Annotated in this window: 18 protein-coding genes and 1 tRNA gene; 8 read left to right on the forward strand and 11 right to left on the reverse strand. The window is 47.0% G+C overall.

All coding sequences use genetic code 11. The annotated features are described in order from the left end of the window. The first annotated feature begins 202 nt into the window (after positions 1-202). Genes DW033_RS11685 through DW033_RS11695 form a run of 3 tightly spaced genes read left to right on the forward strand, consistent with a single transcriptional unit; the run spans position 203 to position 3,844 of the window. Positions 203-1,108: an electron transfer flavoprotein subunit beta/FixA family protein gene (locus DW033_RS11685; RefSeq protein ID WP_048927741.1), complete on the forward strand. Its 906-nt coding sequence runs from the start codon at positions 203-205 to the stop codon at positions 1,106-1,108. 4 nt (positions 1,109-1,112) lie between these two features. Next, positions 1,113-2,132 carry an electron transfer flavoprotein subunit alpha/FixB family protein gene (locus DW033_RS11690; protein WP_048927740.1) on the forward strand — a complete coding sequence of 340 codons (1,020 nt, stop codon included), beginning with the start codon at positions 1,113-1,115 and terminating at the stop codon, positions 2,130-2,132. A 2-nt stretch (positions 2,133-2,134) separates the two neighbouring features. Beyond that, complete coding sequence (locus tag DW033_RS11695; protein ID WP_048927739.1) at positions 2,135-3,844, forward strand: acyl-CoA dehydrogenase family protein; 1,710 nt, start codon at positions 2,135-2,137, stop codon at positions 3,842-3,844. Positions 3,845-3,980: 136 nt separating this feature from the next. Here DW033_RS11695 and DW033_RS11700 read toward each other — a convergent pair whose 3' ends face one another. The 3 genes from DW033_RS11700 to DW033_RS11710 are packed head-to-tail and all read right to left on the reverse strand — an operon-like array spanning position 3,981 to position 6,666. Further along, positions 3,981-5,288, reverse strand: coding sequence for an MATE family efflux transporter (locus tag DW033_RS11700; protein WP_048927738.1), 1,308 nt, complete (start codon positions 5,286-5,288; stop codon positions 3,981-3,983). 14 nt (positions 5,289-5,302) lie between these two features. After that, positions 5,303-6,145: a PAS domain-containing sensor histidine kinase gene (locus DW033_RS11705; RefSeq protein WP_008771670.1), complete on the reverse strand. Its 843-nt coding sequence runs from the start codon at positions 6,143-6,145 to the stop codon at positions 5,303-5,305. Next, entirely contained in the window at positions 6,142-6,666 is a 525-nt protein-coding gene (locus tag DW033_RS11710) for a response regulator (RefSeq protein ID WP_036613417.1), read from the reverse strand. The genes DW033_RS11705 and DW033_RS11710 overlap by 4 nt, the downstream gene beginning before the upstream one ends. A 175-nt stretch (positions 6,667-6,841) precedes the next feature. On the opposite strand from DW033_RS11710, the gene DW033_RS11715 reads away from it, so the two are divergent. Together DW033_RS11715 and DW033_RS11720 are read left to right on the forward strand one after the other, a co-directional pair. Beyond that, the gene (locus DW033_RS11715; protein WP_048927737.1) at positions 6,842-9,184 is read left to right on the forward strand and encodes an FtsX-like permease family protein; all 2,343 of its coding nucleotides are present in this window, start codon (positions 6,842-6,844) and stop codon (positions 9,182-9,184) included. A 49-nt stretch (positions 9,185-9,233) separates the two neighbouring features. After that, positions 9,234-9,914: an ABC transporter ATP-binding protein gene (locus tag DW033_RS11720; RefSeq protein WP_005865277.1), complete on the forward strand. Its 681-nt coding sequence runs from the start codon at positions 9,234-9,236 to the stop codon at positions 9,912-9,914. A 97-nt stretch (positions 9,915-10,011) separates the two neighbouring features. On the opposite strand, the gene tpx is transcribed toward DW033_RS11720, so the two are convergent. Further along, positions 10,012-10,512, reverse strand: a complete 501-nt coding sequence (tpx, locus tag DW033_RS11725; protein ID WP_005865275.1) for a thiol peroxidase — start codon at positions 10,510-10,512, stop codon at positions 10,012-10,014. Positions 10,513-10,676: 164 nt separating this feature from the next. On the opposite strand from tpx, the gene DW033_RS11730 reads away from it, so the two are divergent. Together DW033_RS11730 and DW033_RS11735 are read left to right on the forward strand one after the other, a co-directional pair. Next, complete coding sequence (locus DW033_RS11730; protein ID WP_048927736.1) at positions 10,677-11,948, forward strand: DNA recombination protein RmuC; 1,272 nt, start codon at positions 10,677-10,679, stop codon at positions 11,946-11,948. Further along, a complete protein-coding gene (locus tag DW033_RS11735; protein WP_048927735.1) occupies positions 11,945-13,528 on the forward strand; it encodes a YfcC family protein in 1,584 nt (527 codons plus the stop codon). Before DW033_RS11730 ends, DW033_RS11735 begins: the two co-directional genes overlap by 4 nt. On the opposite strand, the gene trxA is transcribed toward DW033_RS11735, so the two are convergent. From trxA to DW033_RS11750, 3 genes are all read right to left on the reverse strand, one after another. Further along, the gene (gene trxA, locus DW033_RS11740) at positions 13,525-13,824 is read right to left on the reverse strand and encodes a thioredoxin (protein ID WP_005855547.1); all 300 of its coding nucleotides are present in this window, start codon (positions 13,822-13,824) and stop codon (positions 13,525-13,527) included. The genes DW033_RS11735 and trxA overlap by 4 nt on opposite strands. 244 nt (positions 13,825-14,068) lie before the next feature. Then, a tRNA-Arg gene (locus DW033_RS11745) sits at positions 14,069-14,142 on the reverse strand. Between the two features lie 78 nt (positions 14,143-14,220). Next, the gene (locus DW033_RS11750; protein ID WP_005865267.1) at positions 14,221-16,581 is read right to left on the reverse strand and encodes a BamA/TamA family outer membrane protein; all 2,361 of its coding nucleotides are present in this window, start codon (positions 16,579-16,581) and stop codon (positions 14,221-14,223) included. Positions 16,582-16,657: 76 nt separating this feature from the next. Here DW033_RS11750 and DW033_RS11755 point away from each other — a divergent pair, with 76 nt between their 5' ends. Beyond that, positions 16,658-17,425: an RNA methyltransferase gene (locus DW033_RS11755; RefSeq protein WP_005855539.1), complete on the forward strand. Its 768-nt coding sequence runs from the start codon at positions 16,658-16,660 to the stop codon at positions 17,423-17,425. 276 nt (positions 17,426-17,701) lie between these two features. On the opposite strand, the gene DW033_RS11765 is transcribed toward DW033_RS11755, so the two are convergent. The 4 genes from DW033_RS11765 to ileS form a co-directional block, all read right to left on the reverse strand. Continuing rightward, a complete protein-coding gene (locus DW033_RS11765) occupies positions 17,702-18,487 on the reverse strand; it encodes a DUF4296 domain-containing protein (protein WP_008771662.1) in 786 nt (261 codons plus the stop codon). Next, complete coding sequence (locus tag DW033_RS11770) at positions 18,488-19,105, reverse strand: lipoprotein signal peptidase (RefSeq protein ID WP_005865261.1); 618 nt, start codon at positions 19,103-19,105, stop codon at positions 18,488-18,490. After that, the gene (locus tag DW033_RS11775) at positions 19,106-19,486 is read right to left on the reverse strand and encodes a TraR/DksA C4-type zinc finger protein (RefSeq protein WP_005855535.1); all 381 of its coding nucleotides are present in this window, start codon (positions 19,484-19,486) and stop codon (positions 19,106-19,108) included. 167 nt (positions 19,487-19,653) lie between these two features. After that, positions 19,654-23,076 (reverse strand): isoleucine--tRNA ligase, encoded by a 3,423-nt coding sequence (ileS, locus tag DW033_RS11780; RefSeq protein WP_005865260.1) that lies wholly within the window; start codon positions 23,074-23,076, stop codon positions 19,654-19,656. Positions 23,077-23,210: the final 134 nt, after the last annotated feature.

Raw genomic sequence — 23,210 nt, forward strand, 5'->3', positions numbered from 1 at the left:
GATACAAACAGTACTTTTGTCATAAATCCCGGAAGGAGGCTGTCATCACATGCTAGTGTTTTCTGCTCAAACATGCGCGAAGTGTGCAAATTCCTTCACAAAGTTCTTTGTTATAAAGAATGTTTGATTACTTTTGCAACGCAAGATTAATAAATAAGTAGAAGTATTATATCAATATAAAAATCTAATATTCCTATATAAAATGAGTTTAAGAATTATTGTTTTAGCGAAACAGGTCCCGGATACACGAAACGTGGGAAAGGACGCCATGAAAGCGGACGGTACGATCAATCGCGCCGCCTTGCCTGCGATCTTTAACCCGGAAGACCTGAACGCGTTGGAACAAGCGTTACGCTTGAAAGACGCTTACCCCGGGACAACAGTTACGCTGCTGACGATGGGCCCGGGACGTGCCGCCGAAATCATCCGCGAGGGTTTGTATCGTGGTGCTGACGGCGGTTTTTTGTTGACCGACCGTGCGTTTGCCGGAGCCGACACGCTAGCCACATCCTATGCGCTTGCCACGGCTATCAAGAAAATCAACGATTATGATATTATCATCGGTGGTCGCCAAGCGATCGACGGCGATACGGCACAGGTAGGTCCGCAAGTCGCCGAGAAATTGGGACTGACCCAGATCACGTATGCCGAGGAAATCCTGAACGTAGATAAAGAGGCCGGACGTATCACCGTAAAACGTCATATCGACGGGGGTGTCGAGACCGTGGAAGGTCCGCTTCCGATCGTAATCACCGTGAATGGTTCCGCCGCTCCCTGCCGTCCTCGTAACGCGAAGTTGGTACAGAAGTACAAATACGCCATGGGCAAACAGGAACGGAACGCACAACCCGCCTGTCACCAAGATGGAGAACCGACCGTTCGCTACCCGGAATTGTACAAGACCCGCCCGTATCTGGATATCCAGGAATGGAGCGTGGCCGACGTGAATGGAGACTTGGTTCAATGCGGCCTTAGCGGTTCGCCGACGAAGGTAAAAGCGATCCAGAACATCGTCTTCCAGGCCAAGGAAAGCAAGACGATCTCCGGTTCCGACCAAGATGTAGAGGATTTGATTGTCGAACTGTTAGCTAACCACACCATCGGATAAGATTATGAACAACGTATTTGTATATTGTGAGATAGAAGGCACGAACGTTGCCGATGTAAGTCTTGAGCTTCTGACCAAAGGTCGTAAACTAGCCAATCAATTAGGCTGTGGGCTGGAAGCGATTGTTGCCGGCTCCGGTCTTGAGGGTGTAGAGAAACAAGTATTGCCGTTTGGCGTCGACAAGGTTCATGTGTTCGACGCTCCGGGTCTGTTCCCTTATACGTCACTTCCCCATTCTTCCATCTTGATTAATTTGTTCAAGGAGGAGAAACCGCAGATCTGCTTAATGGGCGCTACGGTGATCGGTCGCGACTTGGGTCCTCGTGTATCCTCGGCCTTGACAAGCGGCTTGACAGCCGATTGTACCTCTTTGGAGATCGGCTCGCACGAGGATAAGAAAGCGGGTATCACCTACGAGAACTTATTATATCAGATCCGTCCGGCGTTCGGTGGTAACATCGTAGCCACGATCATCAACCCGGAACACCGCCCGCAAATGGCGACCGTTCGTGAGGGCGTGATGAAAAAGGAAGTCCTTGACGAGAACTATAAAGGCGAAGTGATCCGCCACGACGTAGCGAAGTATGTCCCCGAGACAGACTATGTGGTGAAGGTGATCGACCGTCATGTAGAGAAAGCGAAGCACAACCTGAAAGGCGCTCCGATCGTAGTGGCCGGAGGTTATGGCGTAGGCTCCAAGGAGAACTTTAATTTATTGTTCGATTTGGCGAAAGAGCTTCACGCCGAGGTAGGCGCCAGCCGTGCGGCTGTCGATGCCGGTTTCTGCGACCACGACCGTCAGATCGGTCAGACCGGTGTCACGGTGCGTCCGAAATTGTATATCGCTTGCGGTATCTCCGGGCAGATCCAACATATCGCCGGCATGCAAGACGCCGGTATCATCATTTCGATCAATAATGATGAGAACGCCCCGATCAACACGATCGCCGATTACGTAATCAATGGTACGGTAGAAGAGGTGATTCCTAAGATGATTAAGTATTACAAAAAGAACAGTAAGTAAAGATGGCTAATTATTATACAGACATACCGGAACTCAAGTATCACTTGAACAATCCGATGATGGAACGTATTTGCGAGCTGAAGGAACGCGAGTACAGAGACAAGGAAGAGTTCGACTACGCGCCGCAAGATTATGCCGATGCGATAGACTCGTACGATAAGGTGCTGGAGATTACCGGAGAGATCACCGGAGAGATTATCGCCCCTAACGCGGAAGGCGTAGATGCCGAAGGTCCTCACTGCGCGAATGGCCGTGTGGAATATGCTTCCGGCACGAAGCAGAACCTCGACGCGATGGTAAAAGCCGGTTTGAACGGTATGACGATGCCTCGCCGTTTCGGTGGCTTGAACTTCCCGATCACGCCGTACACCATGTGCGCGGAGATCGTAGCGGCGGCTGACGCCGGCTTCGGTAATATCTGGTCATTACAGGATTGTATCGAAACCTTATATGAGTTCGGCAACGAGGATCAGCACAGCCGTTTCATCCCACGTATCTGCGCAGGAGAAACCATGTCTATGGACCTGACCGAGCCGGACGCTGGCTCCGACCTGCAATCCGTGATGCTAAAGGCTACCTTCGACGAGAAAGAGAATTGCTGGCGGTTGAACGGCGTAAAACGATTCATCACGAATGGCGACGCGGATCTTCACCTCGTATTGGCCCGTTCCGAGGAAGGTACCAAGGATGGACGTGGTTTGTCCATGTTTATCTACGACAAACGGGAAGGGGGCGTAAACGTACGCCGTATCGAGAATAAATTGGGAATCCACGGCTCTCCTACTTGCGAGTTAGTTTACAAGAACGCGAAAGCAGAGCTTTGTGGCGATCGCAAACTGGGCTTGATCAAATACGTGATGGCCTTGATGAACGGCGCACGCCTAGGTATCGCCGCACAATCGGTAGGCCTCAGCCAAGCCGCTTACAACGAAGGATTGGCCTACGCCAAAGACCGCAAGCAGTTCGGTAAGGCAATCATCGACTTCCCTGCTGTTTACGACATGCTCGCCATCATGAAAGCGAAGCTGGATGCCGGACGTGCGTTGTTATACCAAACCGCTCGTTACGTTGATATTTACAAGGCACTGGACGACATCGCCCGTGAGCGTAAACTGACTCCGGAAGAGCGTAAGGAACAGAAGCAATACGCCAAATTGGCGGATTCTTTCACCCCGTTGGCAAAAGGTATGAATTCCGAATACGCCAACCAGAATGCCTATGATTGCATCCAAATACACGGAGGTTCCGGTTTTATGATGGAGTATGCTTGCCAACGTATCTACCGCGATGCCCGTATCACCTCCATCTATGAAGGCACGACGCAATTGCAGACCGTAGCGGCCATACGTTACGTGACAAACGGGTCTTACCTAGCTACCATCCGTGAATTCGAGGCGATCCCTTGCTCTGCCGAGATGGAACCGCTGAAGGCTCGTTTAGTAGAGATGGCTAATAAGTTCGAGGCTAGCATGGCGAAAGTAAAAGAGTCTCAAGATCAGGAATTACTCGATTTCGTGGCTCGCCGCTTGATGGAGATGGCCGCTGATATCATCATGGCTCATCTATTGATCCAAGATGCGACGAAAGCGCCGGAGCTGTTCGCTAAGTCCGCGGTTGTTTACACCAATTACGTAGAGGCTGAGATTGAGAAACATCAGGGTTATATCGGACGATTCAACCCAGAAGAATTGATCTCATACAGACAACGATAAACAACTATCATTCTACATAACAAAGAAGGCGAGACTTGATTATCAACCAGATAGAAGCCTCGCTTTCTTTATTTATTACAATGGGCATTATAAGCTCCTTATACTGGGCATTATAAGCCGCTTACGATGGGCATTGTCAGTTGCTTATAATGGGCATTGTAATTTTCCTATATCGCCAAAGTATCCATTGCATACCACCTCGCAAGGAGAGATATCCAAGGAAAGCCATCCATAACGCATGATTTCCCATCGATCGATAAAACAGGTAATACATAATAAAGAAAGTAGCCGAGGCCACGAGCATCGAGTAAAGCATCTGGCGTGTAGCCGTGGCCCCGATAAAGATACCGTCCCAAAGGAAAGCGGAGAATCCGCATAAAGGGATCGCCAATACCCAATAGAAATAATCTCCGGAAGACTCAATGACCGAGGTATCGTTCGTTAACAGTCCCAGAAAATCCTTTCCCAAAAACGCATAAAGAATCGTGAATGATAAAGAGAGGCCAATTCCCCACAGAAACAACAAACGAATGCACTTACGTAACCCCACATCGTTTTTAGCCCCAATAAACCGGCCGGCTAATGCCTCTCCCGCATAAGCGAAACCATCCATTATATAAGAGAACAAGGTAAACAACTGCATCAACAAGGTATTTACGGCCAATATCACATCCCCTTGTCTCGCACCTGTAGAGGTAAAGAAGGTAGTAACAGCGACCAAGCACAAGGTCCGGAAAAATATATCACTATTGACCGAGAAGAAGCGACGCATCGCCTCCCCACCCCAAAGACCGTCCCAATCGATATACGCTTTCAGACGCCCATAATATTTCAACCAAAGAGCAAACGCCATGAAGAGGCCCGCATATTGGGCGATCAGTGTTCCCAGCGCTACACCTTCCACCTTCATACCCAGCACAAACACGAAACATAGGCTGGCCACAATATTCACGATATTCTGCGTGATAGCGATAAACATCGGGAAACGAGAATTCTGCATACCGATGAACCAACCGGCAAAGCCATATAAACCCAATACGGCCGGCGCTCCCCAAATACAGATATTAAAATAAAGAGAGGCCCATCGCTTCACCTCCTCCGTCGCGTCGATCAAAACAAACGCACCCCTCAGGATCGGGGATTGAAGGATCCAAAGCCCGAGGGAGATCAAAAGCCCTACCCCGACAGCCCGCAGCAAGGTCCGGACGACCTCCGTCAAGTCCCGTTTCCCGTAGGCTTGGGCGGTCATACCACTTGTCCCCATCCGGAGAAAGCCGAATATCCAATAGATCATGTTAAACAGCATCCCGCCCACGGCGATCGCCCCAATGTACGACGCCGATCCCAGATGCCCTACGATCGCCACATCCACCAGGCCCAACAAAGGCACGGTTATATTGGAGACGATAGAAGGTATGGCCAGCTGAAGTATTTTCCGATTCATATCCTATCCTAAATTTATCCTACGCAAGAAATTATAAACGTCACTTGATAACCCGGCACAGAGCGCTGCGCCAAACAAAGATCCCCGCCTTGCCGCACCATCATCTGCCGGGAAAGCGACAAGCCGATACCGGAACCCGTCCTTTTAGTCGTGAAGAAAGGAATAAAAATCTCCCGTTCGATAGCCACCGGAATAGGCGCACCATTGTTGCTGACCCACAACCCCTTCTTCCAACGCACATCCACGGTCGTAGCCCCTGCCTCGCAAGCATTCCGGATCAGGTTAATCAGCACTTGCCGCAACATATTCTGATCCGTACACATCGTAGCAGACAAAGGGATGGAAAGATGCCACTCTAAATCGGGATAAAGAGCCCGGATCCCTTCCATAAAATCATTCAAATAGACCTCTCCGATAACAGGTTCTTGCAGTTCCGCCAGTTTCCGGTAGCTGTCCACGAACAGGGCAAGTCCCCGGCTGGTATCGTGAATGGCACGGATCCCCTCCTCGTAAACCGTCCCGGCAATCGCGGGATGCTCCAGATAGGCCTGGCTGATACTGGCGATAGGCGTAGTGGCATTCATAATCTCATGCGTAAGCACACGGGTCAGCCGTTGCCACGATTCCACCTCATTGCGGGCAAGCAACTGCCCGATGTCCCTGCCCGTCTCGTTAAGGGCCTCTTGCAACGCCCGCTCCCCGAAGAACAGGCCTTTCACAGGAAGACGAAACGTAAATTCTTGGTTACGAATCGCCTCACGCATCAGATGCGCCCGGTCTCTCAACAATACCTGATGGCGGTAGAACCATCCGATAAAGAGAACGACAACGACTCCCAAAGTGCCTATCAACATCATCGCTTTTTTATTTTAGCATACAACGTCTGCCGGGTAATTCCCAACAATTCGGCGGCCCGGCTGATATTGCCGTGGCAACACTCCACCACCTTGCTCACATGTTCCGCCTCGACCTGTTCCAATGGAACCACTTTACGCCCGGCATCAATCGCATCTTTTAAGACACGGATCAGCTCTTGATTATCCCACGGCTTGGCAACAAAGTCTGCCGCCCCCATCTTCAAACCACGCACCGCCAACTTGATATCAGCATATGCCGTCACCAGTACCACCGGGATAGCCGGATGCTTCTTGTGGATCGCCCGAAGCCAAAGCAAGCCGTCTTGTCCGGAGTTTCCCCCTTGCGTGAAGTTCATGTCGAGCAAAATCCCGTCCACCACCTCTTGTGCCAATACCGTAAGAAGCGTGTCGGGAGAAGCGAGTGTCAATACCCTGTCAAACTCACCGGCCAAGCAGATCTTGACCGCCGTAAGAATCGCCGGATTGTCATCTACCACCAATATTGTCCCGTAATTCGCCATATCCGATTCGTTTGTTTTCCTTTATCTCTTTTATCGGGGATAAAGGTACGGAAAAAGGCTGTATGAATATCATACAAGCGGGTGTATGATTTTCATACAAACTACCGCAACCGGGCATCCAAGCCCTTGCCAGATGCCAACCGCTCTATACCTTTGTATCAAAAACAAGCAAAATATGAAATCGTACTTTACCTTTCTCGACCGCAACAAACTCTACACAGCCATCCAGTTCTTCGGATTAGCTATCGCACTGGGAGTTGTCATCCTTCTGACCTCGTATGCTGACACCGAATTTAATATCGGTAACAATCAATCGTACTCTCACCAATTATATGCTGTCGGCTATGGAGATGGGATCGGTATGACAACCGAGACTGCCCCGGAATTGTTCCCTTCCATTCCGGAAATAAAAGAGTGGACACACCTGATCCATATTGAAGCGGCCGACTTCATGGTAGACAACCAATATTATCAAGTAAACGGCATCGCGGCAGATCCTAATTTTTTCCAGATGCTCAACTATACGCTCATCGGATGCGACCGCAACAAAGCACTGATCGGAACAGACGAGGTCATCCTCTCCGAGCCATTCGCCCACAAAGTATTCGGGAATGAAAATCCGATCGGCCGTACCGTGATGTACTTGAACCAGACACCGCTACGGGTCATTGGGGTTCTCCCGGCTTTCAGCTCGACAGAGCTGTTGAAACCGATAGACATCTTGATTCCTTTCAAACTGGCAGAAAAGGATTATGCATGGATGGACAGTTATGGTTCAACGCAAATACTCATTACGTTGGAAGAAGGGGTAACTCCCGATGTTGTTACCCGTAAACTACTCGATAAGTATAAAGGCTATTGGGAATACTGGAAAGAAGACAACAGCACGAACAGGCTTTTTTGGGGTTCTTCGGTGACACGCATGGACGAGATTTATTTCTCTCCCCTGAACCAATACGGCCCTTTCCGTAAAGGGACACGGAAACAGGTACAAATCTTGTTCTCGTTGGCATTCGTGTTGCTCCTCTCGGCTATCTTCAATTACATCAACCTAACTGTATCGCAAACCAGCAAACGAGCCCATGAAATGGCAACCCGCCGGTTGATGGGTGACTCGGCGGGGCAAATCGTATTGCGCTACCTCGCAGAGTCCGCCATCTTCACAACCGGTTGTTTCATCGGCGGTTGCTTAGTTGCCGTCATCACAAAGCCCTATTTCGAGTACTTGCTCTCCACCCGGATCGCTTTGGTCTCTTCACCGGCGATGGTAGCCTATTCGCTGTTACTATGGGTAGGAATCGCCGGCATATCGGGATTGTTACCAGCCATCATCACCTACAAATACAGTCCGATAGATATCGTAAAAGGAAATTTCCGCATGCACAACAAGCAACTGTTCAGCCGCTTGTTCATCATCGTGCAGAATGTCATCAGCACGGTACTCATCACCTTGGGACTCACCATGGCCTTCCAAATATACCACCTTGCCACCCTGCCGACCGGTTATAATACAGACCTAGTATTCGTCAAGACATGGGACTTGGGACACACCTACGACAAGCAAGTCATCCTCCAGAAACGTTTACAGGCATTACCCCAAGTGACAGAAGTAGCATTGGCACGAAGACTGCCTTTCTTCACTGGTCACGATGGTGTACTGCAATCGGAAGAAGAAGGATACTCGTGGCTCCACCTTTCGGATATGGACAGCGCCGCATTCCGGCTGTTGGGCTTCGAAGTGGTAGAACGTTGGTCTGACCCACTGCCCGGCATGGTTTGGGTAACGGAAGAGACTTGCCGTCGTTACCAGCTTTCATCCGGCAGACCCCATTTTGGAAAAAATAGCGACAAGGGCGGCTATCGATACAACGTCTGTGGTGTCATCCGCAACTATCGTTCGCTGGGCGCGTTGAACACACCCCAACCCGATTCGCATGGAGCCGTTATGGTGTTGAACCCACAAGGCTACATCATCCATCAAATCGTCAAGGCACAAGGCGATCGGGCGGAAGCCTTAGCCGCCATCCGCCGCACTTGCAGGGAAGTGTCCAATGAAGTGATCGGGATGCCGAAAGACTTGGAAGCCGATTATATCGACGATTATATGGACAAGGATTTAACCCATGAGAAGAACACGTTGATGCTTGTCCTTTGCTTCATGACCATCTCCATCCTCATCTCTGCCTTGGGACTGCTGGCCATGTCGATAAGCTACACCGAACAGCAAAGCAAACGGATCGCCTTGTGCAAGGTGATGGGAGCCGAGACAAGTGGCGCGGTATGGGAACTTTCCAAACGATTCATGGCACTCTCGTTGCTTGCCGCCTGTTTCGCCCTGCCCATCAGCGTGAAAGCGGTTCAAATCAGTTTAGAGTCGTTCTATAACCGCATCGCCTTCCCGTGGTATCTCATAACTGCGGCAGTTTTGGCAACCATAGCCATCGCTTTCGTGTCAATCATCGGGCAAACCCTAAAAGTCGCCCGCCGTAACCCCATCAAAAGTATCCGGACCGAATAAAAGCAACATTCTATAATAGGTATACATTCTCACAAAAACAAGACAAGTCATGATTCAAATAAAGAACCTCAGCAAAAACTTCCGGACGGAAGAAGTAGAAACCATCGCGCTCAATGGCATAAGCATGGAAGTGAAAAAGGGCGAGTTCATCGCCATCATGGGACCCAGCGGATGCGGCAAATCAACCCTGCTGCATATTCTCGGCCTGCTAGATAACCCGGACGAGGGCAGCTATCTATTAGAAGGCGAAGAGGTGGGACACCTAAAGGAGAAAGACCGTACACGCTATCGCAAGGGACGCATTGGTTTCGTCTTCCAAAGCTTCAATCTCATTGACGAGCTTACAGTCGAGGAAAACGTAGACCTCCAATTGAAATACCTCGGCATCCCCAAGGCTGAGCGCAAACAACAAGTACTCGACATCCTGCGCAAAGTACGCCTCAGCCAACGTGCCAAACATTATCCGCAGCAACTCTCCGGCGGCCAGCAGCAACGTGTCGCCATCGCTCGCGCCGTCGTAGGTAAACCGATGCTGATATTGGCGGACGAACCGACTGGAAACCTCGACTCTAAAAACAGTCTTGAAATTATGAAATTACTCAGTCAACTGAATGCCGAAGGGACTACGATCGTCATGGTGACACACTCGCAACATGATGCGACCTACGCCGACCGTATCATCAATCTCTTCGATGGGCAAATCGTCGACGAGCTGGAAGGAAAACTTTAGCCTCTTCACACAAAAACGAAGGCCGCGGGATTCACATCCGACGGCCTCCTACACTAACCCTTAACTTTAACCAATGAAAAACAATAATCTACTACATTTATTTCAATGCAGCTAAAGCCGCATCGTAATTCGGCTCGGTAGTAATCTCGGGAACAAGTTCCTCATAAACCACCTTACCAGCTCCATCGACCACTATCACGCCACGGGCTAATAACCCTTTCAGCGGACCGTCTACCAGAAGCATCCCGTACTTATCCTCAAAACATGAACACCGGAACACAGACAATGTAATCACCTTATCAATACCTTCCGTAGTACAGAAACGTCCATGCGCAAAAGGTAAATCTTTAGAAACAGCTAATACTACCGTATCCGGATGCGAAGCGGCTTCTTTATTGAAGCGTCTTACCGAGGCCGCACATACACTTGTATCCAAGCTCGGGAAAACATTTATCACCACTTTCTTTCCTTTCAAGTCGCTTAACGACAATTCGGATAAATCACTTTTTACACCCTTGAAGTCCGGAGCCTCTGTCCCAACTTTCGGCAACTCGCCGTTCGTATGAATCTCGTTACCTTTTAATGTTACTTTTGCCATCTTTGTATGTAAATTTAATAGTCTTACTTAAGTTGGCTGCACAAATATAAGCAGCTTTCTGTCGATAAAACAAACGAAAATAAACAATGTTCTTTTATTTAACTCTATTTAACCACTGTTGCAAAATACAGATTACCTATCTTTGACGTCAAAATCAAAAACAGATGGATTGGATTATTATCGGCGGACTTCTTATAATCATCGTGATGCAAATCCTTTTGCGTCCTAAACAGCTAAATAATAACAAAGAAGACCTGGAAAAGTTGCTAAACGAGATACAACACTCGTTCGACCGTATCGAGAAAAACTTTAGGGAAGACTTCCGCCTGAACCGGGAAGAAAGCCGTTTGGTAGCGAAAGATAACCGAGAAGAACTGGCTCATTCCATGAACGAGTTCAGGGAAGCTTTCGAACGTGGTATCGATTCTTTTAACAGGTTGCAGAAAGAGAAATTCGCCGCCTTGGACGAACGCCAGCAGAGATTAGTGGATAACACGGAAAAAAGACTGGAAGAAATCCGAGTCACCGTAGACGAGAAACTTCAAAAGACATTGAACGACCGTATCGGGCAATCTTTCCGTTTAGTCACCGAACAATTAGAAAGTGTACAAAAAGGACTGGGCGAGATGCAAACCTTAGCGCAGGATGTAGGAGGATTAAAACGGGTACTTAGTAATGTTAAGACCCGGGGAAATATCGGGGAGATCCAACTCAGTATGTTATTGGAGCAGTTATTGGCCCCCGAGCAGTACGAGGCGAACGTGCGTACCCGGAAAGGTTCGGACGCTGTCGTTGAATTCGCAGTCAAGCTCCCCGGGCGGGATGATGCCCGAGAATTCGTATACCTTCCCATAGACGCTAAATTTCCGAAAGATGTATACGAACAGCTCCTAGACGCTTACGATGCCGCAGATTCCCAAGCGATCGAGACAGCCGGAAAATTATTGGAGACAACGATCAAGAAGATGGCTAAAGATATTTCGGACAAATATCTGGCGCCTCCCGCCACGACCGATTTCGGCATTATGTTCCTGCCGTTCGAGGGCATTTACGCCGAGGTCGTACGCCGTTCCGCTTTATTGGAGGACTTGCAGCGAAACTACAAGGTAGTCGTAACAGGTCCCACTACCCTAGCGGCCATACTAAACAGTTTACAAATGGGCTTCCGTACATTGGCGATCCAAAAGCACTCAGGGGAGGTATGGACGATCTTAGGGGCCGTGAAAAAAGAATTCGAGAAAGTAGGCGGTATGCTCGAGAAAGCCCAAAAGAACTTGCAAACCGCCAGCGGGCAAATAGAAGAGGTTTTAGGTACCCGTACCCGTGCCATCCAACGTAAACTCAAAGACGTAGATACGCTTAGTGACCGTGAGGCCCGAGCTATCCTTCCCGAGATCGGAATATTAACAGAAGAAGACGAAAAAACAGAATCATGAAAAAGAGACAAATACCCCACACATACGTAATTATCTTTTACATCATCTTATTTTGCGCCATATTGACATGGGTTATTCCCGGTGGGCAATATACGGAAAGTATCAGCCCGGACGGAGAGCGAACCGTTGTATATGAATCCGTGGAAAGCGTACCTCAGACTTGGGAAGTACTCTCCGCCTTTTATAAAGGATTTGTAGACAAGGCGGATATCATTGTCTTTATCCTTATCATCGGTGGTGCATTCTGGATCGTGAACGACAGTAAGGCATTTGATATCGGAACAGTCAGTTTCCTGCGGAAAGCACGCAAAATGGAGAACAACCCTATCCTTCGTAAAATAGGTGTGGACAATTTCTTATTAACTGCTATCATGCTACTTTTCAGCCTATTCGGAGCCGTATTCGGGATGAGTGAGGAAACCATCGCTTTTTGTCTGGTCTTGGTCCCGATGGCGATATCTATGGGGTACGATTCCATAACTGGCGTATGTATGGTTTTTATAGCGGCGGGATTAGGTTTCGCCGGGGCGATTTTAAACCCTTTCACGATCGGTATAGCGCAAGGCTTGGCGGGGATTCCTCTTTTCTCCGGTATCGAGTATCGCATCGTTTGCTGGTGTATTATCAATGTGGTAGGCTTCACATGGATATTGCGTTATGCCGCCAAGGTAAAAAAGAACCCTCAATTGTCACCAGTCTATGAGGATGATCAATATTGGAGAGATTTGCATAGTACCAATTCCTTGGAAATCGTATACAGAACCCCGAAAGCCGCATGGATCAGTTTCGTCCTATTGGCTATCGTACTCGTTATCTTTTCGTTCTATTACCCCCAGACATCCTTAAAAATAGGAAATAGCGTAATCAAGGGACTACCCTTAATTCCGATTCTTAGCGTAGCGTTCGTGATCAGCTCGATATTTGCCCTACGGAAAACCGTGCACTTATATATATTGAACCTTTTATTCTTCACGATCTTTTTCTTGATAACAGGCGTAATGGGCTACGGTTGGTATATTATGGAAATAGCGACCTTGTTCTTCGCCTTGGGCATAGCGGCGGGAATTGCCAATGGACGCGATCCGAATGAGCTTGTGAAACTATTCTTAGAGGGCTGCAAGGATATTATGAGCGCCGCCTTGGTTGTCGGCTTAGCTGGAGGTATTATCGTAATCCTGCAAGACGGTAAAGTGATCGATACGATTCTCTTTAACCTAGCGAAAGGGATGGAAGGTTTGGGACAAGTAGCTACGGTCGGGATGATGTACGTTATTCAAACGCTTATCAATTTAGTTATTCCTTCCGGAAGTGCCAAAGCGGCCCTCACCATGCCTATCATGGCCCCATTCTCGGAGTTGATCGGTTTATCCAAGCAAGCCACCGTCATGGCCTTTCAGTTTGGCGATGGCTTCACGAACCTGATAACTCCCACATCTGGTGTTCTGATAGCGGTTCTAGGAGTAAGCCGTATTCCGTATGATAAATGGTTCAAATGGGCATGGAAATTCATCCTTGTCCTAGTGATCCTAGGATTCCTATTATTGATCCCAACGGTATTGATCCCGATGAACGGCTTTTAATCGATATAGCTTTGCGCCTTCCGCAATAGGCTTCCGTGATCCATCACGCCGGAAGAGCGCCATACGATCTCACCTTTCTTAAAGATGATCAAAGTGGGTACGGATTGGATCCTCAACTGTGTGGCAAGTGCCTCGTTCTTATCTACATCAATTTTAAGGACACGCACTTGTCCCGCCAACTCCTTCCCCAATGCCTCGACCGTCGGACTCAACACCTTACACGGGCCGCACCATGTCGCAAAAAAATCCACCAATACAGGTTTATCCCCTTTAATGATATCGTCAAATGTTTCCATCTTATCTACTTTTTAAATATTTACAATCTGTTTAATCTCAAATACAGGAATCCTGCTTAATAGCCCTTATCCCATCAAAAACAAAATTATGAAATTCTATCTCGAAATCTTCTATATAATAACCGATAGATAACACTCAAAGTTTTCCATAAAAGATCAATAAACAACGATCAAAACAAGCAAAAGAAAAAAACTGGCATCTGATTATAACAAAAAAAGGGAGACTCTAAAAGAGTCTCCCTCGTGATCGGGCTGGGATTCGAACCCAGGACCCACAGCTTAGAAGGCTGTTGCTCTATCCAGCTGAGCTACCTGACCATCCTTATTTTCGTGGTGCAAAGGTAAGGATTTTTCTTTTCCTTGCAAACTTTTAGTACACTTTTTTACATATTGAATTTAGAATGGATAACCAACGGCAAAATGCAAGGCGAAATTATCCTTGAAATTAGGACGGGTTATCGCCCAACGCCTAGACTTTTTCTCCTGAGGATTATAAGCCTTGAAGCCTGTATCTAAACGTAGTAGAAAGAAATCAAAGTCCAAACGAAGTCCCAAACCATAGGAAACAGCGATCTCCTTGTAAAAACGAGAGAAATCAAAGTTTCCAGCCTTATAGCGTTCATCTGATACATTCCGGGTCCATATGTTTCCGGCATCTATGTAAGCCGCCAATTCAAACTTCCAAAAAAGTTTCGTTCGATATTCCAAGTTCAAATCCAAGCGGATATCCCCCGATTGAAGAGCGAAAGAAGTCGTGCTGTCAACTTCCATACTACCCGGACCTAACTCTCGTACAGACCATCCCCGGACACTATTCGCTCCCCCCGAGAAATAAGCACGCTCAAAAGGTAAATAGTTTGAGTTACCATAAGCCATCCCCACTCCCACTCCTATATGGAAAGCTAACTTGTTACGACTGTCAAGCACGATTCCTTTACTAAAATCGAAATCCAATTTCACATATTGCGCATATTCCGTACCAAACAACTCATAATAACCGTCATCATTTTTCTTCGCCCCCGTAAGATGCGAAAAGGCACTCAACAAATTCCCTGCGACCTCGACCGACGCACGTAGGGAATGCGTGTTTCTCAAACGATTCTGGGGAGAATAATTACTGAAGGAATAAGTATATCCCGAACTCATGATAAAATGGTTCGTATAGTTATACAACACCATATAATCCGGCAAGCTATTGATAAAGTCCATATTCTTATCCGGCAAATACACATAATTCAAGTCTACAAGCTTAAAGGTATGGCGTGCCTGTGTATTGCCCCGATCTTGCCAAATATAACTCCAACCACCAGATAGAATCGCCCTCGTATACTCCGGACGTTTTTGCAGGTTGTAACTTATTTTCGCTTCAGTTGACGCACGTAGCCGCCTACGAAAATCCGAACTCAAGAATGGGAACAAGAAACGAGGAAACAGCAAGGACCCTTCCGCACCTAACTCCCAGTAATTACCAAAGCCATTCGCCTTATTTCCGGATAACGCCTCGTAAGCCCCTCTCACCCTCGCCGAGAATAGCTCCGATCCTCGGAAGATATTCCTATGCTGATAATTCAAGCTGGAGGCAAACCCATAATCACCCGCCGAGTTAGTACCTTCCAAATCCACTCCCACCGTATTTATCTTCGCAGGAGAAGTGAGAATGTAACAATCCAACTTCATCGTATCCCGCTCCTCTACTTCCGTAAAACGTATATTTACATTCCTCAAAGCCCTTAGAGAAGCGAACGCTGAATAGGTCTGCTCTATATTCTTCTCACTAAATAATTGCCCCGGACGAATATAAGTACTCCTCCGGAGCACGCTCGGACGGATACTCTTCCCGTTCCGGCCATATACGATATTCACCCCTGCGCTGAGCATCGTATCTGTAGCCATGAAACTAGCGTCCTCTCCTACCCCCATCGGATTATAATCGGTTAAGACCGTTACATCCTTAATATAATACTGACGATGCGGCTGATCCTCTACCGACCCATTGGGCAACACCTTCCGATAAGGTTTCATGGACATATCAAGATCCACGACATTTTGGTTAAAAGAACTATCAGCGATATATCCTAAATAATCCCGATTAAAACCATAATACCCGTTCCAGCGAAGTAAGGTCGTAATACGCTCCCGCTCCTTGTCCAATATATCCCGGTCAAATAAAGTTCCTTCCTTAACTAATTGGTTATACTCTTCCTGTGAGGACCGGAACGCAGAAGCTAAGGGAGAGCGGCGAGGCGCTTTCAGATGTGCCAAACTATCAATTTTCGGATCGGGGAACTTCATCGTGTAATTGCGTATCCTATATGGATCGTTCGCCTTTATATGGTAAGTTACAACCGCTTTCTTATGGCGTGTCGTATCGATCGTCGTTGATACATCCGCATGGACATACCCTTTATTAATGTAAAAACGCTCTAGTTCCATGGCGGACTGTTCCACCAACATCGTATCCAGCACCACGGGAGGCTCACCAATCCTACGTAACTGTTTATTGATCCATTTCTTCTCATTCTTACCAGACCAATCATAGACAAACAACTGCCACTTCATCAGACCAAACACCTTGAAGTTTGGTTGCTGCCTAAGATAAGATTTTAAATCCGCAGACTTATAATCCTTGTTATCCGACACGATCTCCACCTTATCCAGCAAATATTCCCCATCCGGCACAAACTTGGTCGTACTACAAGAGGCTAGCAGTAGTACGATACAGATAAAATAGCATATACGTAGAGATCGATTCATCATTCCAAGCTTTTTACGATCGCGAATGTACTGGAATTTAAAGAATTTACCGTACTTTTGTTTTGTAAAAAGAACTAAGATGCTAAGCAAGACCAAAGTCAAATACATCCGTTCTCTGGAATTAAAGAAATTCCGGAATGAAAATAATGTTTTTGTAGCCGAAGGAAATAAATTGGTAGCCGATATGTTACCGGCCTTTGAATGTGAGTTATTAATAGCCAAGCCATCTTGGATGGCTACACAAGGCGATATTCCGGCCAAGGAGTTATTGGTAGCGGAAGAAGATGATATTCGTAAAGCCAGTTTCCTGAAAAATCCCCAAGATGTACTCGCAATCTTTAAACGCCCCAATTGGGATATAACGGAAATAACGCCGGAAAAGGAGCTTGTTCTCGCATTAGACGGAATCCAAGATCCGGGCAACTTAGGTACGATCATCCGGTTAGCGGACTGGTTCGGTATTTCCCATATCGTATGCAGCAAAGATACCGCCGATGTTTTCAGTCCAAAAACCGTACAAGCCACTATGGGTGCGCTCGCCCACGTAAAAATACATTACACCGATCTGGAAACGTTCTTACAGGCCCAATCTGCCCAAGCCATACCTTTATACGGCACCTTCCTTGGCGGAGAAAACTTATATGAGAAAACCTTATCCGGAAACGGTATCTTGATAATGGGTAATGAAGGAAATGGAATACGTCCCGCCATCGAGGCTTTTGTAAACGAAAAATTGTATATCCCGAACTATCCGGAAGGAAGAGACACCTCAGAGTCTCTCAATGTGGCCATCGCTACAGCCGTGGTCTGTGCCGAGTTTCGCAGACGCCAAGGGAATCCCGCTTAAACGATATATATGGACTGAACAACCCGGCGTAATCTTTTCAGTTAACACCGGCCAAGATCCCATCACCTGCTTAAAACCAATCGCCGGTTCCGAGGAAAGAACCGGCACCAGCACTCCATCATAAAAAGCGGTTCCAGCTATCTCCTCATTCAACGGGTAAACACCATGAAACACACCATTATCATCCAGTTCGATATAATGCATACGATAAACCTGCTTACACCAAACGTAATGAGCGGCAATTCTTCTCATAAGTACAATAAACAAATAGAGAGATTACTTAATAGAATCCTTAGGTAATTCGGCAAGCTCCTTACCATAGTTATATTTCATCAAGCTTAAGCTATCTATATACACCTTATAATAAGTCGTATCCATATTATCCATACGGATATATCCAAACACACGCTTTACTTTCTTAGTTGGTATAGTCTTCAAGATCGTCTCGTGATATCCATCTTTCGTGATCTTACTATTCACCGTCAAGGTCGTATCACCTTGGTCTGCGCTTAAACGTACCTCCGGCTTATAAGCCATTTTGTTATTCAATCCCCAGACACGCATGCCCAGCACGAAACTACTGCCCGAGGAATAATTCGTTTCCGGACGTATATCGAAAGTCACCCCATTAAATACAGAGGTAGGAGACAAGACCAGATAAGAACGGCGAGGCCAAATATCCACAGAATCCCGGTTCGATACCGGCGCAGCGTCCGCCTGCACATCCCCTAAGTTATTGATCCGTTTATTAAGATCGGCCAAGACCCGGTTGTAGACCTCCATATAAATATCCAAGTTACGGCCGTACCACACCAACGAGCTATCATACACCGCTTGTGTAATATCATGCTTACGGAATACAGACTCATACAAGGCAAGCTTCATGGTATCGGATTTATAAGTATTATAATCCACATTTACCATGGCCTCAGCCAGCAACATATCCGTCAAGACACCCTGCATCTTTTTCTCCGACAGAATACCATCCGGAACCTTACTACATGCCGCCAGCAACGTCGTGGCTAATAAAGCCATACCATATATCCGTAATTTTCTCCGCATTTATTTCTCTTCTTTCGAAAGGCTAGCCGACAAAGTATGCCGATAAAATATTAACAAAAGGAAAACTCCCACGCAAATCGCCGAGTCCGCCAAATTAAAGATCGGACGGAAGAAAACGAACTCCTGTCCACCCCAGATCGGAACCCAATCAGGGAATACGGTCTCTATCAATGGGAAATAGAACATATCCACCACCTTACCATGCAGCCAAGAGGCATAACCACCTCCCTCCGGCATAAAAGTAGCAAGTTGCCCGAAACTATGGTCGAAGATCACGCCATAGAATATCGAGTCGATTATATTTCCCACCGCCCCCGCGAAAACCAAAGATATACAGGCAATAAAACCGAATTTATAATTTTCTTTAACCAGCTTATACAAATAATATCCGATAAACAATACAGCCACGATACGGAATACGGAAAGGAATAATTTCCCAATCACCTCTATACCGAATGCCATACCCGGATTCTCGGTAAAATAGAGATAAAACCACGGAGTTATCTCTATACTCTCATGCAACTGCATGTGGGTCTTAATCCATATTTTCAGCGCTTGGTCAAGAAGAAGGAGCAGTATTATGATTAACACTGCTCCCCAACCTTTAGAATATCTCATTTACTTTGCACCTCCTTGTTTTGCTTCGATACTTAAAGTCGCATGAGGCACGGCACGTAGCCTTTCTTTCGGGATCAATTTACCAGTCTCCCGGCAAATACCGTAGGTCTTATTCTCGATACGGATCAAAGCGGCCTGCAAATTCTGGATGAATTTCATCTGGCGTTGCGCCAAACGGCCCGCCTCTTCCTTCGATAACGTAGAAGCGCCTTCCTCCAGCACCTTGAATGTAGGAGACGTATCAGCCACGTCGTTACCGTCGGAATTCGTAACCCCTGATCGCAAAAGCTCGTAATCCCTCTTCGCGATTTCCAGTTTCTCTAATATAATAGCGCGGAACTCCTCGAGCTCAGCGTCTGAATATCTTGTCTTCTCTGCCATGGTTCTAAAAAAATTTAGGTTCAACAATCGTTCAAATATCAATCAAAAAGAAGAATTAAGAATGAATATAAAATCATATTATTTCTTCTTTGCATGCAAAGATAATATAATTATCGATTTTCCTATATTTCATTCCTAATTCTTCCGCAAGAAATGCTATTCTATTTTTAAGCTTTCTCGATCTTTACGGACAATTTAAAGTCCTCGAAATCGAGTTCCGTAGCGTCGCTGATCGCATTATCCATGATTTCGATAGATTCCGCCAATACTTGGTTAGCGATATAATCCTTATAATCATGGATCGCCTCATCCATCTCCTCGCAAGAAAGAATGGATACATGGATCTTATCCGTTATATCGAAACCGCTGCTCTTACGCAAGTTTTGGATACGATTCACCAACTCACGGGCCAGCCCCTCCTTACGCAAATCCTCGGTTACGGTAATATCCAAAGCGACTGTCAAGCGACCTTCATTAGCGACCAACCAACCCGGGATATCCTCAGAGATGATCTCTACATCCGTACGCTCCAAAACGGCCTCCTGTCCATCTACCATCAAGGTAAACGTTCCGGCTTTCTCGAAAGCGTTGATATCTTCTTGGCTCATCGATTGAATCGTGGCGGCCAACGCCTTCATGATCTTTCCGTAGCGCGGGCCCAACTTCTTAAAGTCCGGTTTGATCTTCTTCACCAAGATACCTGCCGTATTATCCACGAACTTCAGCTCCTTCACGTTCACCTCGTTCAAGATAAGGTTCTTCACGGCCTCGATACTCTCTTGTTGATGAGCGTCTACAACCGGAATCATTACCGTATGCAACGGCTGGCGAACCTTGATATTCACCTTGCGGCGAAGAGCCAATACCATAGAAGAAACATCTTGAGCCATTTGCATACGTTCTTCCAAATTCTTGTCGATCTTAGACTCGTCGTAAACCGGGAAATCAGACAAGTGTACGGACTCAACGTTCTCACGTCCCGTAACAGCGACCAAGTCCAAGAATAACTGATCGGCATAGAACGGAGCGATCGGAGCCATCAACTTAGCCACTGTCTCCAAGCAAGTATATAAAGTCTGGTAAGCGGACAACTTATCCTCCGTCATACCACCACCCCAGAAACGGCGGCGGTTCAAACGCACATACCAGTTACTCAAGTTATCATTTACGAAATCAGAGATAGCACGTCCGGCACGAGTCGGCTCGTAAGCCTCCAAGTAGCCATCCACATCCTTCACCAAGCTGTTCAACAGAGAAAGGATCCAACGGTCAATCTCCGGACGCTTGCTCCATTCCACATCCGGATCGGAGTAGTCGAAGCCATCCACGTTCGCGTACAAAGCAAAGAATGAATACGTATTATATAATGTACCAAAGAACTTACGGCGAACTTCCTCGATACCATCGATATCAAACTTAATATTATCCCATGGTGAAGCGTTCGTGATCATGTACCAACGCAACGGGTCCGAACCATACTTCTCGATCGTAGAGAATGGATCAACAGCGTTGCCCAAGCGTTTAGACATCTTGTTTCCGTTCTTATCCAATACCAGACCGTTAGACACGACAGCCTTGTAAGCCACGCTATCAAAGATCATGGTGCCCAGAGCATGCAGGGTAAAGAACCAACCACGTGTCTGGTCAACACCCTCAGCGATAAAGTCAGCCGGATAGATCTGACGATTATCGAACTCCTTCAAGTTCTCGAACGGATAGTGGATCTGGGCATAAGGCATAGCGCCGGAATCGAACCATACGTCGATCAAGTCTGTCTCACGCTTCATCGGCTTGCCGGAAGCGGAAACCAAGATAATATCATCCACATACGGACGGTGCAAATCGATCTTCTCGTAGTTTTCCTTCGTATAATCTCCCGGAGCGAAGTCCTTATAAGGGTTAGACTCCATAAAGCCGGCCTTCACCGATTTCTCGATCTCGCCGAACAGCTCTACCACGGAACCGATACACTTCTCCTCGCTACCATCTTCCGTACGCCAGATCGGTAACGGAGTACCCCAATAACGGCTGCGGCTCAAGTTCCAGTCTTGCAAGTTCTCCAGCCATTTGCCGAAACGTCCCGTACCCGTGCTCTGCGGTTTCCAGTTGATCGTATTGTTCAACTCGATCATGCGCTCACGGCAAGCGGTCGTGCGGATAAACCAGCTATCCAACGGATAATACAATACCGGCTTATCAGTACGCCAACAATGCGGGTAATTGTGGACATGCTTCTCGATCTTGAACACCCGGTTCTGGGCCTTCAGCATCATGCAGATCTCTATATCTAACGTCTCATCTTTATCCGTCTTCGTATCATCGTAAGCGTTCTTCACGAATTTTCCTTGCCATGGATCATAATCAGAAGCGTTCATACAATTTTGTACAAACTCCGGAGCCAAGTCTTCCAGCTTATAGAACTTACCGGTCATATCCACCATAGGGCGCATATTTCCATCCTTATCCTGCATCATCAAAGGAGGAACCCCGAATGTTTTCGCCACACGGTTATCGTCCGCACCAAACGTCGGCGCGATATGTACGATACCCGTACCATCCTCTGTCGTAACGAAATCACCCGTGATCACACGGAATGCACCTTCACCCGGATTTACCCATGGGATCAATTGCTCATATTTCATACCGGCCAACTCGGAACCCTTCCACTCACCTACTACGCTGAAAGGAACCAGCTTGTCACCCGGTTTGTAATCAGACAAAGAAAGCTCCGCAGCTTTCGGATTGAAATAAGCAGACAATAAATCTTTCGCTATAACAGCAGTCATCGGGATACCCGTGTAAGGATTATAAGTCTGTACAGCCAGATAAGTAATATTCGGGCCTACGCAAAGCGCCGTATTGGAAGGCAACGTCCAAGGAGTCGTTGTCCATGCCAAGAAATAAGGATCGCCGAATTGTGCCATCTCCGGTTTCGGGTCCAATATATGGAACTGTGCCGTACAAGTCGTATCCTTCACGTCACGATAACAGCCTGGTTGGTTCAACTCGTGCGTGCTCAAGCCCGTACCCGCAGCGGGAGAATACGGTTGGATCGTATAGCCTTTATATAAAAGACCTTTCTTATAAAGCTCTTTCAATAGATACCACAAGGTCTCGATATAGCGGTTATCATACGTGATATACGGATTCTCCATATCCACCCAATAACCCATCTTCTGCGTCAGATCCTCCCACTCTTTCGTGAACTTCATCACGTCCTTACGGCAAGCGGCGTTATACTCAGCGACAGAAATCTTCTTACCGATATCTTCCTTCGTGATGCCCAAAGCCTTCTCCACGCCCAACTCGACAGGCAGACCGTGTGTATCCCAACCCGCCTTACGATTCACCAAGAATCCCTTCATGGTTTTATAGCGGCAGAAAATATCCTTAATCGAACGGGCGATAACATGGTGAATACCCGGCATACCGTTTGCGGATGGAGGACCCTCGTAGAATACGAATGTAGGATGTCCCTCTCTTGTTTCAAGACTCTTATGGAAGATGTCTCCATCCTTCCATTTCTTCAGCACCTCTTTATTTACGTTCGACAAGTCAAACTTAGAATATTCGGTAAATTTCTTACTCATATCGCGATGTATTTATCTTGCTTCTAAAAAATTGCCGCAAAGTTAGTGATTTCTTTCGAATTAGACAATATGGAATTTTCATTAATGAAAGCACAGGTTTCTTCTGCGTGAAACAAATTTTAGTTAAAGCAGAA

Source organism: Parabacteroides sp. AF39-10AC (assembly GCF_003635405.1).
GTDB classification, from domain to species: Bacteria; Bacteroidota; Bacteroidia; order Bacteroidales; family Tannerellaceae; genus Parabacteroides; species Parabacteroides distasonis.